Here is a 12,313-nt window from a genome sequence, read left to right on the forward strand (position 1 = left end):
AATACAGATGAGAACAGTTGTTGAGGTACAAAATCTTAAATGTGGTGGATGTGCCAAAACCATATCCAACAAATTGTCGGAACTGAACGGAATTAACGATGTGATTGTGGAAAGGGAGCGTTCATCAGTTAGCTTTGAGCATCAAAGCGCTGAGGACGCTTCCTTAGTTAAAGAAACCCTGAAAAATTTGGGGTATCCGACCATCGATGAAGAAAATGGTTTTGTGGACAAGGCCAAATCCTTTGTGAGTTGCGCCACTGGTAAAATGACCAAGTAATGAAACATGTATTTATTTTCATTGGTGTAGTATTGATGATGGTTTCCTGTAAACAAGGACCTAAATCGGAAGAAATAGCATTGGAAGATTCAACTTCCCATTCAGAGGTTGTTTATCAAGAGGGCAAAAAGCTGATGGAAGCCAAATGCTACCTATGTCATAATCCAGAAGTGCCAGAAAATGGGCAACGCATTGCGCCGCCGATGATAGCCGTAAAGGCACACTATTTGGATGTATTCAAAACCAAAGCGGACTTTGTTCAAGGTGTTGTGGATTTTGTAAAAGCACCTTCTGAAGATAACACCCAAATGAGAGGTGCAGTTCGCCGATTTGGCATAATGCCAACACAACAATTCCCTGAAGAAGAAATTAAAAAGATTGCTGAGTATATGTACGAATATCAAATTGCGGAGCCAGAGTGGTTCAAAGCACATTGGATAGAGCGTAGAGGAGATTCTTTGTACAATCAAGGCAAAAAACTCACTGAAGTTTCTGTTGAATCAAGCCCAAAAGAAATGGGCATGAAATATGCTCAAGAAACCCAAAAAGTGTTGGGTAAAAATCTCATAGGGACTATTCAAAATAAAGGAGTGGAAGAAGCTTTGTTGTTTTGTAATGAACGAGCCTATCCTTTAACCGATAGTATGGCCGTGAATTTTAATGCAAGCATAAAAAGGGTATCAGATAGACCCCGCAACCCGAAAAACACAGCCAACGCTATTGAAATGGCACATATTGCCACCTTTAAATCCAAAGTAAAGGCTGGCGAATCTTACGAACCTATTGTTTCCGAAAAAGATGGAAAAGTGAATTTCTATTATCCCATTGTGACCAATAGTATGTGTTTAAACTGTCATGGAACAAAGGGTAAAGAAGTGTCTCCTGAAGTATCCAATACATTGGCGCAATTATATCCAACAGACCAAGCAATGGGATATGGAGAGAATGAGGTTAGGGGTATTTGGAGCATTGTTTTTGATGCAGTTCAACCCCAAAAATAACAGTTACTTCTCCTTTTTGAATCCGTACACCAGTTGACCCCAAAATCCTTTGGGCAATTTTTTATCCCCTGGGAAACCTAGTTCGATCTTCCCACTGTCTTCAGGAATGTAATTGGTTTTGAAGATGTAATCCCAAATACTCAAACTTATTCCAAAATTGACCCCATAGGAGCCTTCAGGAATGGTGTAAGCATGGTGATACAAGTGCATCACAGGATTGTTCAGAATATATTTTAAAGGACCATAGGTGATTTTAATATTGGAATGGTTAAAGTGCCCAATGGCAATGGCAGCAAAATGAACAATAAACGCTTGCTCGGGTTCAAATCCACCCAAGACCATTACCCCAATAGTTTTTAGGGGTTTGTATAAGATGTTTTCCATCCAATGATACCTTAAGTGGGCAGCAAATCCCATTTCCTTAACGCTATGGTGTACCTTATGGAACTGCCACAACACTGGATATTTATGCAAAAGCACATGGGTGAACCACTGCACAAAATCCAACACGATAAAAAAGACGACCAATTGTAACCATTGTGGCCAATGTGCGATATCAACAATAGTTAAAGTAGTGGCACTTATACCCATATCCTTAAATAGGACGCCAAGGAATTTATACACTCCACTGATGATGATCGCGAAAATGAAAAAGTTGAAAAACATATAAAAGGCATCCAACCAAAAGTCTTTACGAAAAATGGATTGTTCTTTCCGCCACGGGAACAGAATTTCCAAACTCCATACCAGAAGCGAAATCAAAATCAATCCCCAAAAATAATTGTTGTACCAAGGCACATCGAACAAAATGGACCTCCATGTCCACCTAAGTGTGCCCACAAAACCGCTGGTCAAAGCATCAATATAATCTTGCATCATATAGGGTTATGTCGTGCATTTTTAGTCAAACTTAAAATTACGACAAAAATAATATGGCCTATGTAACCAATGTTACTATTTAGAGTTGGTATAAATACTAATTTTGGTGTAAGAGATTGAAATAATGTAGAATAGATTGATTGAAATTTTCGAAACAGTATAGTAATCCACAAATCATATAATATGAAAAAAAATATGGGCGGAGCAGACCGCACGATTCGAATAATTTTGGCACTGGCAGTAGTGGCCCTATTCTATTTTAATATAATTACAGGAACATTGGCCTATGTGCTTTTGGCACTGGCAGCGATTTTTGTTTTAACAAGTTTAATTAGTTTTTGTCCATTGTACACCCTCTTCGGGTTAAATACATGCAAGACTAAAAACTAGGTTTTTTGGTTGGTTGATTAAGGAAAGCCGCTCTGAAAAGAGCGGCTTTTTTTATGGGTTGGGCCTGATGATTCTCATGTAATGAAGATTGCTGATTATCAATTATGTAACATTAGTTACATTTTTTTATGATTATCATCAATACTTTACTGAAAAATTAACAAAACAAAACATGAAATCGCACTACCAAGTATTGATTGTTGGGGGTGGCACTGCTGGAATTATGACCGCTGCCCAACTTTTGGCAAAAAAGAAGAAACTGGATATTGCCATAATCGAACCCTCCGAAACGCATTATTATCAACCTGCATGGACCTTGGTTGGTGCTGGAGCTTATGATTTTAAGAAAACGGCAAAACCAATGGCAGATGTAATGCCATCTGGGGTGGATTGGGTAAAGGACAAAGCGACTGGATTTAATCCAGAACAGAACAGTGTGTCTGCCGAAACAAGTAGAGATATTACCTATGATTATTTAGTAGTGGCTCCTGGATTGGTCATGGAACCCAGTTTAATCAAGGGTTTACCCGAAGCTTTGGAAAAAGGAGTGGCTTGTAGCAACTACATCAATCCAGAATATACGTGGGAAGTGATTCGCAACTTTAAAAAGGGAAATGCGCTCTTTACCCAACCCACTACGCCGATCAAGTGTGGGGGTGCACCCCAGAAAATAGCCTATTTGGCGGCAGATCATTTCAGAAAGCAAGGGTTGAAGAATAGCACCAATGTGATTTTCGCAACACCTGGTAGCGTAATATTTGGGGTGAAAGAAATTCGGGATACCCTTACCAAGGTCATAGACCGCTACGGAATTCATTTTAAACCTTTTTATTCCCCAAAAGAAATCGATGTTGAAAACCGAATACTGCATTTTAATCATACCGCACCCGAAGAGAACCGATGTATCATCAATGAAGACAATGAATTAGGAGAACAAATGGTTGGCGATGTGGATATCAGTGTCCCATTTGATATGCTGCATTTGGCCCCTCCCCAGGCAGCGCCAAAATTTGTGAGGGATTCTGTCTTGGTCAACGATGCAGGTTGGTTGGATGTGGATCATCATTCCATGCAGCATAACAAGTACCCAAATATTTTTGGAATGGGTGATGTAGCCGCACTTCCAACTGCAAAAACAGGGGCAGCGGTTCGTAAACAGGTGCCAGTTGTAGTGGACAATATCCAAAAATTAATGTCCCTTGCCACTGCTGACAATACATCCTATAACGGATATTCATCCTGTCCATTGGTGACGGGCTATGGAAAAATGACCTTAGCTGAATTTGATTATAAAAACAATTTTATACCCGATCCAAAACTCAAACGTATGCTGGTTTTTAATAGTGATAAAGAGCATTGGAGACTTTGGATGTTGAAAAAATATGGGCTTCCCCATTTGTACTGGAACAAAATGTTGAAAGGCAAAAATGTTTGATGCTTCCAGCGCATATGAGATAAATCATGTTTTTAGGGGTGAATAGCCCCTATTTTTGATGAATAAAACCAATACAATTGTGAAAACACTTAGCAATATTATACCCTTGGTAGTTTGGGAAAATGGCATTTGGATGATAGGTCTGTTCGCCCTTGTGGTGGTGGTCCTTGTAGTTGCCGTTTTGGCCATGATGAACAGTGGAAAAAAGTAGTATATCCCAACCTGACATATAGTATAAAGTTACCCTATACCTAAGTAACCAATGTTACTGTGGGAACAATTCCATCGCTCTAATTTTGGCTCAAAATGAACTAAAATGCAGCGAACTATTTTATTAATGTCATTGGTGCTCACGCAGGTGATTTTTGCCCAAGATCAAGTGAAGATTTCATTGGATGATGTCTTGGCTAGGGTGCAAGAGTCCAATGCGAGCATTCAGGTTTCCGATCAGGAAGCCAAAATGGCCAAATACGATTATAGATTTTCAAATTCTGTCTTTTTGCCACAGATTTCTGTATCGCATACGGGAATGGCAACTACAAACCCTTTAATGGCATTTGGGTCCAAACTCAACCAAGGGATTTTGACCCAGGCCGATTTTAACCCAGACTTATTGAACGATCCCGATCAGGTGGAAAATTTCGCCACCGTGGTCTCTGTTCAGCAACCTTTGATCAATATGGATGGTTTTTATCAGCGAAAGGCAGCCAAAACTACCATGGAGGCCAAAGAGCTTCAAGCCATGAGAACTAGGGATTATTTGGATTTTGAGGCTCAGAAAGCTTATGGTCAATTGCAATTGGCCTATCGTGCTGTGGAAGTAATGCAGAAAGCCTACGATGCAGCAACCGCCAACTTGAACATGGCACAGAACAGTTTTGATCAAGGATTGCTTCAAAAAGCAGATCTATTGGAAGTAAAAGTGAGGGTGACCGAAGTTTCAGATCAATTAAAAACTGCTAAGAGCAATGTAAAAAATGCTTCAGACTACGTGGCTTTTTTAATGAACGAACAAGGAAACGTTGTTTTTGAACCCACCCAAGAATTGTTGCCAGAAAACATGGGTGAAGAAGTTGATGCCACTTTGGAAAACAGAGCGGATGTCAAGGCAATGGATTTGGTATCCGAAGCATACAAAGCAAACATGAAAGCGGATAATATGACCTTTTTGCCAAGGTTGAATGCCTTTGCCAGCTATGAGATGTATGATGATCAAATATTTCAGGCAGATTCCAAAGGATACATTGTTGGGGCAAGCTTAAGTTGGGATGTTTTTAAAGGATCACAGCGATTTGCCAAGGCAGGAAAAAGCAAAACAAACTATGAAAAAGCACAGAAAGAATACGAACAATACGTCGCCAAAAGTACTATTGAGCTTAAACGCACCAAGCGGATGGTCGAAGACGCGGAGAACAGGCTCCAGACATCAAAATTGGCTATGGAGCAATCCGAAGAATCATTGAGAATACGTACAAACCGATTTAAAGAGGGATTGGAAAAAACAACTGATTTATTAATGGCCGAGGCCACTTATGCCGAAAAGCAATTGGCCTATTATCAAACCATTTTTGAATACAATCAAGCACAATCCTTACTCACATTTTTAACCAAAGAATAATTGCAACATGAAAAACACTACGATATATAAAAGCATCATTTTAATCATGTCCTTGGGGTTGACCTTAATGGGATGCGGGAGTGACGAAAAACAAACTGTTGACACTTCTGCAGCGGTGCCAGTAACAGTTGCCGATGTGGATATGGGCGATAGCTCCACCATTTTGGCAGGAAGTGGTCAAATCAAAGCTGTGAACAGCGCTACGTTGAGCACCCGAATGATGGGCCATGTGGAATCCTTACCTGTTAAAATAGGTCAGAAAGTAAACAAGGGAGACTTGCTTATTTCCATCAACAATGGAGATCTAAGAGCTAAAAAAGCACAAGTAGAAGCTTCCATTACCGAGGCAACGGTTGCATTCAACAATGCGAAAAAGGACTACGAAAGATTTCAAAACCTTTTTAAAGAAAGCAGTGCCTCTCAAAAGGAATTGGATGATATGACTGCCCAATATGAAATGGCAAAAGCTAGATTGGAAGCAGCCAATCAAATGAAGAACGAAGTGAATTCCCAATTCGCTTATGCAGATATCAGAGCGCCATTTAGTGGTGTGGTCACCAACACTTACATCGATGAGGGAGATATGGCCAATCCTGGAGTGCCCTTGGTTTCAGTGGAATCCCCAGGAACAGGATTTGAGGTAGAGGCGAAAGTAGCCGAAAACAATATTTCTGCCATTAAAGTAGGTACAACAGCCCAAGTTTTGGTAAAAGCATTGGATACCACCATCACAGGTAAGGTTTCCGAATTGAGTGCTTCAGCACAAAATACAGGTGGACAATATGTAATGAAAGTAAGCTTGGATGAAACAAATGCCAAGATTTTGTCAGGTATGTATGCAACCGTTAGGCTAGAGGCGGAAAATGAGAGCAATGGAAAAACAGTTGTGACTGTTCCGTCCACAGCCTTGGTGCACAAAGGGCAATTGACAGGTGTTTATACGCTTGGTCAAGACAATGTGGCGCTATTGCGTTGGTTGCGTTTGGGTGAGAATTATGGAGATGAAGTAGAAGTGTTATCTGGATTGTCCAAAGGAGATCAATACATCGTATCAGCCGATGGAAAGCTGTACAATGGAGCTAAAGTAAGCATTCAATAACCCTAAAAAGCTAACAATGAAAGACGGACTAGCAGGAAAAATAGCCAAAGGGTTTATCAGCTCCAAACTAACGGTGCTCTTAATGATCGTGTTCATGGTCATTGGGGTGTACAGTTCTTTTTTGATCCCAAGGGAAGAGGAGCCACAGATTGATGTGCCCATGGCGGATATTTTTGTGGGATACCCTGGAGCCAGCCCAACAGAAGTGGAATCCAGAATCACAAAACCGCTTGAAAAAATTATATCCAACATTAAAGGCGTAGAGTACGTGTATACCACCTCCATGCAGGAGCAGGGGATGGCCATTGTACAATTCTATGTTGGGGAAGATATTGAAAGATCATTGGTGCGTTTGTACGATGAGATCAACAAACATATGGATCAAATGCCAAACGGGGTTACCATGCCTTTGGTAAAAACCCGTGCGATTGACGATGTGCCTATGCTTGCTCTAACTTTATGGAGCGATGAGTATGATGATTTTCAGTTACGAGAGATTTCTGGAGAATTGATCAATGAAGTTGAAAAAGTAAACGGGGTTTCCATTACCAAAAAGATTGGTGGAAGAAACCGTCAGCTTCGTGTGGTGGTAGATAAGGATAAAATGGCCGAATCTGGAATTGACATGTTGGCCGTAGCCCAAATGATTCAGGCTAACAACCAACAAATGGATGCTGGGAATTTCCTATCCAATGATACCGAGTTCCACATCAGTACAGGTAACTTTTTGGAAAGCAAAGAAGACCTGGAAAACCTGATAGTGGGCACCAAACAAAATCAACCCATCTATTTAAAACAGGTGGCAACCGTATTGGATGGCCCAGAATTGCCCAAAAACTATGTTTCCCTTGGATTTGGAGCTGCAAGCGAGAAGTCAGAAACTTTCAATTCTGAATATCCAGCGGTAACCATTTCCATTGCTAAAAGAAAAGGGGCTGATGCCATGAAGATTGCCGATGTGGTGTTGGACAAGGTGGAGCACTTGAAATCAAATTTGATTCCCGATGATGTACATGTTGAGGTAACCCGTAACTACGGTCAAACAGCTTCGCAAAAAGTATCCGAATTATTGATGCACTTGATCGGGGCGATCATTGCGGTGACCTTTGTGGTGATGTTGGCCATGGGTTGGAGAGGTGGATTGGTAGTGTTCCTTTCTGTACCGATCACATTCGCTTTAACCTTGTTGAGCTATTACATGCTCGATTACACTTTGAATCGAATCACTTTGTTTGCCTTGGTTTTTGTTACAGGTATCGTGGTGGACGACTCCATTATTATTGCGGAGAACATGCACCGCCACTTTAAGATGAAACGTTTGCCGTTCAAAGATGCAGCACTCTATGCCATCAACGAGGTAGGAAACCCGACCATTTTGGCGACTTTTACGGTAATCGCATCCGTATTGCCCATGGCATTTGTATCGGGATTGATGGGGCCTTATATGTCCCCAATGCCCATCGGAGCATCCATTGCCATGTTGTTGTCCCTGTTTGTGGCCTTGACCATTACCCCTTATCTGGGTTTCATCTTCTTGAGGGAAAAGGACAAAAAGAAAAATAAAAAAGAAAAAGAAGCGGTCGAAATTCAGGACACTTTTATTTATAGAGCCTACGAGAAATTCGAAAAACCACTGATTGAAAGTAGAAAGAAGCGATGGGTTTTTATTGGCATCACAGTGGCATTGTTATTTGCATCAGTGGGTATGTTCTTTACCAAATCGGTAGCCGTAAAAATGCTTCCTTTTGATAATAAGAACGAGTTCCAAGTGGTGATTGATCTTCCAGAAGGTTCTACTTTGGAAAGAACATCAGCCGTGGCTAAAGAAGTAGGGGCTTATTTGTCCACAAGACCTGAGGTGGTGAACTATCAAACCTACGTGGGCACATCAGCACCAATTACTTTCAACGGATTGGTAAGACACTATGATTTACGTGGAGGAAGCAACATGGCCGATATTCAGGTGAACCTTACCGATAAGCATGATCGAAGCGAGCAAAGTCACGATATCGCCAAATTATTGCGGCCTAAAATCCAAGAATTGGGCAAAAAGTACAACGCGAACATCAAGATTGTTGAGGTGCCACCAGGTCCCCCTGTACTTTCCACCATTGTTGCTGAGGTGTACGGGCCCGATTACGACAAGCAGATTGCATTGGCCGAGGATGTAAAAGGCATCTTGAACAATACCACCGACGTTGTGGATGTGGATTGGATGGTTGAGGATGACCAAGTGGAATACGATTTTGTGGTGGACAAAGAGAAAGCGATGCTTTATGGCGTAACGCCACAACAAATTGTTCAAGTGATGGCCATGGCTTTCCGTGAGCAGCCCGTTTCCCACATCTATCGTGAGGAAGCATTTGACCAAATCGGAATTGTGTTATCCGTTAGTGAAAAGGACAAATCGAGCTTGGATCAGATTCAACAATTAAAAATAACATCCCAGCAAGGGAATATGGTGTCCGTTGGTGATTTGGTTTCCATTAAAGAGGGGACAAAGGCCAAGAGCATCTATAGAAAAAACCAAAAGCGAGTGGTGTATGTGATGTCCGATATGGCGGGTGAACTGGAAAGCCCAGTGTATGCCATTTTGGGCATGACGGATAAGTTAAATCAATTGGAGCTACCTCAAGGCTATTCCATTAACGAGCTCTATATGGAGCAACCCCAGTATGAGGATGACTACACGGTAAAATGGGATGGGGAATGGCAAATAACCCTTGAGGTGTTCCGTGATTTGGGAATCGCGTTCCTTGGTGTGATTGTGATCATTTACATGTTGATCGTAGGGTGGTTCCAAAACTTTAAAGCGCCAATGGTGATGATGGTGGCTATTCCACTTTCCTTGATTGGAATTGTGTTGGGCCACTGGATGTTGGGTGCATTTTTTACCGCAACCTCCTTTATCGGGATGATTGCCCTGGCGGGAATCATGGTGCGGAACTCGGTATTGCTTATCGACTTCATCAACCTTAGGTTGAATGAGGGAGTTCCCCTAAAGCAAGCCGTAATTGAAGCAGGTGCCGTGCGAACCACACCTATTTTGTTAACCGCAGGAACCGTTGTTATCGGAGCTTTTGTGATCTTGTTCGACCCCATTTTCCAGGGATTGGCCATTTCACTAATGGGAGGAACCATAGTGTCCACCGTGTTGACGCTATTGGTGGTGCCATTGGTGTATTATATGATTGAACGTAAAAATTACAAGTAAGATGAAAATGATCATTGTTACCACAGTCGAAGAGTATAAAAGCCAAGTTTTTAAACTCTTTAAACAAGCTGGAGTAGACAGCTTTAGCGAATCCGACATCGATGGATATAAAAGTGCTGCGCCATTTATGTACACCAGCAGTTGGTTTCCCAGTGAAAAAGGTGGGGCTGCTTCAAACATGTTCTTTTCGTTCACTGAAGAAGAAAAGGTGAGCGAATTGTTCAAGTTGATCAAGCAATTCAATGAGAAAAGTGAAACCACCAACCCGATTAGAGCCGTAGAATTACCTATAGAAAGAACCGTTTAAAATTTTAGCATGAGAAATAGAATAGTAAGAGGAGTAGCAGGAAGCTTTATATTGATCAGTTTGATCTTGGCCATTTTTGTGAGTCAGAACTGGCTTTGGTTTACCGCATTTGTCGGAGCCAATTTGTTGCAATCTTCCTTGACCAAATGGTGTTTGTTGGAAGATATCTTGAAAAAGTTTGGGGTATCTGACGGCGAAAAGAACTGTTGCTAAACTTCACCCATATTTGATAATTAAAGCATTTTCGTGACATTTGCACAAAACCTCGCGAAAATGCTTTATCAACCTTGGCCCTGGTATGTAGCTGGGCCCCTTATTGCCATTTGTATGGCATTGCTCATTTTAATGGGCAAACGCTTCGGAATGTCCTCCAACTTAGAAACTTTTTGTTCTATAGGAGGTGCTGGAAAATTTACGGATTACTTCAAAGTAGATATAAAATCCAAACGCTGGAACCTATTGGTCGTTCTAGGCTCCGTTATCGGTGGATTTTTGGGAGCACATTGGTTGTCGCCCAATCCCGCAGTCGATATTTCACCCAAAACCGTAACCAAACTTCAGGAATTGGGATTTGATAGTGCGGGAAAAGCCTATTTGCCCACGGAGCTTTTTAGTTTGGAATCGCTGTCCGAACCTAAAGTTTGGATCATACTTTTGATTGCAGGAATTTTAGTAGGCTTCGGAACTCGCTATGCTGGTGGGTGTACCTCTGGACACGCCATTTCTGGCTTGAGTAATTTACAGCGACCTTCCCTTATCGCTGTTATTGGATTTTTTATTGGTGGATTGATCATGGTTCACTTGTTGTTCCCCTTAATTTTTGCAGCATGAAGAATATAGTCTACATCATATTGGGTACCTTTTTGGGTATTGTATTGTACAAATCTGAAGCGGCTTCTTGGTTCAGGATTTATGAAATGTTCCAGTTCGATTCATTCCACATGTATGGTATCATTGGATCTGCTTTAGCTGTTGGAATTGTGTTGGTGCAATGGATCAAGAAATCAAAAACCAAATCCTTTTTTGGAGAAGCGATAAATATACAGGATAAGGAAAAATCTTTTACCCGATATATCTTGGGTGGAACCCTTTTTGGATTGGGTTGGGCATTGGCAGGAGCCTGTCCAGGACCTATCTATATTTTGGTGGGAGCTGGATATTGGCCCATAATCATAGTTTTGATTGGAGCCATTTTAGGGGCCTTTTTATATGGTGTTTTAAGGGTTAAATTACCGCATTAAGGTAAAATCAACGGGATATTTGGGCAAAACAACGATTATGAATGGTTCGTTGGCGGCTGGCCATTAGCTTTGGCTGTCCCAAACCTTACATAAATGTCCTTGCATGAAACTTACAACCTGCATTATAGACGATGACTTGGTGTCTCAATTTGCCACCCGCTATTGCATTCAACAGTCCCATGCCGATTTTGAGATCATAACCTGTTCCAGTGGAGAAGAGGGTTTACAAGTATGTGTTGACCTGTTTGAAACCGAAAACAAGCTTCCAGATATCATATTTTTGGATTTGATCATGGATGGAATGAATGGCTGGACCTTCTTGGATAATCTTCAAAACCTTTTTAAAGGAAAGGACTTGCCAAGTGTTTATATTTTATCCGCATTTACCAATTCCTATGACCGAACGGTAGCCAAAGGTCACAAGATGATTTCTGGATATATCGATAAACCGTTATCCCGTTCCTGCATGGATAAAATCCTAAGTGAAGAGGAGAAGAATCGCAGCCAATCTTAAGTGCTGAGGGAATAATAGTTTTTAAGAAAAAACATATTTTTGCAGTCCATTTTTATAATGGCCCCGTAGTTCAATGGATAGAATAGAAGTTTCCTAAACTTTAGATGCAAGTTCGATTCTTGCCGGGGCTACTTTTTGACTTCTGAATGATTCAATAAATCATTAAATGAATGAAAATCAGATATTTAATATTTTTTGATTTTAATTGAATTCCTTTGATTTTGGCTTTTAGAGTTCACAAATCGTCAACATTTTTCAGGTTGCTGTTTTAAGATAAGTAATTAAAATTCAGTAATTTAGTTGGAACACTCGATTTGATTTGACTTTCGTCTTCGTCA

Annotated in this window: 14 protein-coding genes and 1 tRNA gene; 14 read left to right on the plus strand and 1 reads right to left on the minus strand. The window is 41.0% G+C overall.

Features of this window, described 5'->3' with window-relative positions:
- Window positions 1-7: 7 nt before the first annotated feature.
- Both BLQ18_RS04010 and BLQ18_RS04015 read left to right on the plus strand, forming a co-directional pair.
- Window positions 8-277: a heavy-metal-associated domain-containing protein gene (locus tag BLQ18_RS04010; RefSeq protein ID WP_090292891.1), complete on the plus strand. Its 270-nt coding sequence runs from the start codon at window positions 8-10 to the stop codon at window positions 275-277.
- Window positions 277-1,278, plus strand: a complete 1,002-nt coding sequence (locus BLQ18_RS04015) for a c-type heme family protein (RefSeq protein ID WP_090292893.1) — start codon at window positions 277-279, stop codon at window positions 1,276-1,278. Before BLQ18_RS04010 ends, BLQ18_RS04015 begins: the two co-directional genes overlap by 1 nt.
- Before the next feature lie 3 nt (window positions 1,279-1,281).
- Here the strand turns inward: BLQ18_RS04015 and BLQ18_RS04020 are convergent, their stop codons facing one another.
- Complete coding sequence (locus tag BLQ18_RS04020; protein WP_090293665.1) at window positions 1,282-2,154, minus strand: sterol desaturase family protein; 873 nt, start codon at window positions 2,152-2,154, stop codon at window positions 1,282-1,284.
- Between the two features lie 186 nt (window positions 2,155-2,340).
- Between BLQ18_RS04020 and BLQ18_RS04025 the strand changes: the two genes are divergently transcribed.
- From BLQ18_RS04025 to BLQ18_RS04075, 12 genes are all read left to right on the plus strand, one after another.
- Entirely contained in the window at window positions 2,341-2,547 is a 207-nt protein-coding gene (locus BLQ18_RS04025) for a YgaP family membrane protein (protein WP_090292896.1), read from the plus strand.
- A gap of 172 nt (window positions 2,548-2,719) precedes the next feature.
- The gene (locus BLQ18_RS04030; RefSeq protein WP_090293666.1) at window positions 2,720-3,982 is read left to right on the plus strand and encodes an NAD(P)/FAD-dependent oxidoreductase; all 1,263 of its coding nucleotides are present in this window, start codon (window positions 2,720-2,722) and stop codon (window positions 3,980-3,982) included.
- Between the two features lie 79 nt (window positions 3,983-4,061).
- A complete protein-coding gene (locus BLQ18_RS17145; protein ID WP_262492767.1) occupies window positions 4,062-4,193 on the plus strand; it encodes a hypothetical protein in 132 nt (43 codons plus the stop codon).
- Window positions 4,194-4,298: 105 nt separating this feature from the next.
- Complete coding sequence (locus BLQ18_RS04035) at window positions 4,299-5,600, plus strand: TolC family protein (RefSeq protein WP_090292899.1); 1,302 nt, start codon at window positions 4,299-4,301, stop codon at window positions 5,598-5,600.
- Between the two features lie 7 nt (window positions 5,601-5,607).
- Window positions 5,608-6,699, plus strand: coding sequence for an efflux RND transporter periplasmic adaptor subunit (locus BLQ18_RS04040; protein WP_090292902.1), 1,092 nt, complete (start codon window positions 5,608-5,610; stop codon window positions 6,697-6,699).
- Window positions 6,700-6,715: 16 nt separating this feature from the next.
- The gene (locus tag BLQ18_RS04045) at window positions 6,716-9,913 is read left to right on the plus strand and encodes an efflux RND transporter permease subunit (protein WP_090292904.1); all 3,198 of its coding nucleotides are present in this window, start codon (window positions 6,716-6,718) and stop codon (window positions 9,911-9,913) included.
- 1 nt (window position 9,914) lies between these two features.
- Complete coding sequence (locus BLQ18_RS04050) at window positions 9,915-10,220, plus strand: hypothetical protein (RefSeq protein WP_090292906.1); 306 nt, start codon at window positions 9,915-9,917, stop codon at window positions 10,218-10,220.
- Between the two features lie 9 nt (window positions 10,221-10,229).
- Window positions 10,230-10,433, plus strand: a complete 204-nt coding sequence (locus tag BLQ18_RS04055) for a YgaP family membrane protein (RefSeq protein ID WP_090292909.1) — start codon at window positions 10,230-10,232, stop codon at window positions 10,431-10,433.
- A gap of 60 nt (window positions 10,434-10,493) precedes the next feature.
- On the plus strand, window positions 10,494-11,051 hold the full coding sequence (locus tag BLQ18_RS04060) for a YeeE/YedE family protein (protein WP_090292911.1): 558 nt from the start codon (window positions 10,494-10,496) through the stop codon (window positions 11,049-11,051).
- Window positions 11,048-11,461 (plus strand): YeeE/YedE family protein, encoded by a 414-nt coding sequence (locus BLQ18_RS04065; RefSeq protein WP_090292914.1) that lies wholly within the window; start codon window positions 11,048-11,050, stop codon window positions 11,459-11,461. Before BLQ18_RS04060 ends, BLQ18_RS04065 begins: the two co-directional genes overlap by 4 nt.
- Window positions 11,462-11,564: 103 nt before the next feature.
- Entirely contained in the window at window positions 11,565-11,975 is a 411-nt protein-coding gene (locus BLQ18_RS04070; RefSeq protein WP_090292917.1) for a response regulator, read from the plus strand.
- A 59-nt stretch (window positions 11,976-12,034) separates the two neighbouring features.
- Window positions 12,035-12,106 (plus strand) — tRNA-Arg (locus BLQ18_RS04075).
- Window positions 12,107-12,313: the final 207 nt, after the last annotated feature.

The organism is Flagellimonas zhangzhouensis (genome assembly GCF_900102925.1).
GTDB classification, from domain to species: Bacteria; Bacteroidota; Bacteroidia; order Flavobacteriales; family Flavobacteriaceae; genus Flagellimonas; species Flagellimonas zhangzhouensis.

Bases quoted from the DNA above. Each gene is read 5' to 3' on its own strand.
- BLQ18_RS04055 (WP_090292909.1), top strand. From the start codon at position 10,230: ATGAGAAATAGAATAGTAAGAGGAGTAGCAGGAAGCTTTATATTGATC.
- BLQ18_RS04030 (WP_090293666.1), top strand. From the start codon at position 2,720: ATGAAATCGCACTACCAAGTATTGATTGTTGGGGGTGGCACTGCTGGA.
- BLQ18_RS04035 (WP_090292899.1), top strand. From the start codon at position 4,299: ATGCAGCGAACTATTTTATTAATGTCATTGGTGCTCACGCAGGTGATT.
- BLQ18_RS04025 (WP_090292896.1), top strand. From the start codon at position 2,341: ATGAAAAAAAATATGGGCGGAGCAGACCGCACGATTCGAATAATTTTG.
- BLQ18_RS04040 (WP_090292902.1), top strand. From the start codon at position 5,608: ATGAAAAACACTACGATATATAAAAGCATCATTTTAATCATGTCCTTG.
- BLQ18_RS04045 (WP_090292904.1), top strand. From the start codon at position 6,716: ATGAAAGACGGACTAGCAGGAAAAATAGCCAAAGGGTTTATCAGCTCC.
- BLQ18_RS04050 (WP_090292906.1), top strand. From the start codon at position 9,915: ATGAAAATGATCATTGTTACCACAGTCGAAGAGTATAAAAGCCAAGTT.
- BLQ18_RS04060 (WP_090292911.1), top strand. From the start codon at position 10,494: ATGCTTTATCAACCTTGGCCCTGGTATGTAGCTGGGCCCCTTATTGCC.
- BLQ18_RS04065 (WP_090292914.1), top strand. From the start codon at position 11,048: ATGAAGAATATAGTCTACATCATATTGGGTACCTTTTTGGGTATTGTA.
- BLQ18_RS04010 (WP_090292891.1), top strand. From the start codon at position 8: ATGAGAACAGTTGTTGAGGTACAAAATCTTAAATGTGGTGGATGTGCC.
- BLQ18_RS04070 (WP_090292917.1), top strand. From the start codon at position 11,565: ATGAAACTTACAACCTGCATTATAGACGATGACTTGGTGTCTCAATTT.
- BLQ18_RS04015 (WP_090292893.1), top strand. From the start codon at position 277: ATGAAACATGTATTTATTTTCATTGGTGTAGTATTGATGATGGTTTCC.
- BLQ18_RS04020 (WP_090293665.1), bottom strand. From the start codon at position 2,154: ATGCAAGATTATATTGATGCTTTGACCAGCGGTTTTGTGGGCACACTT.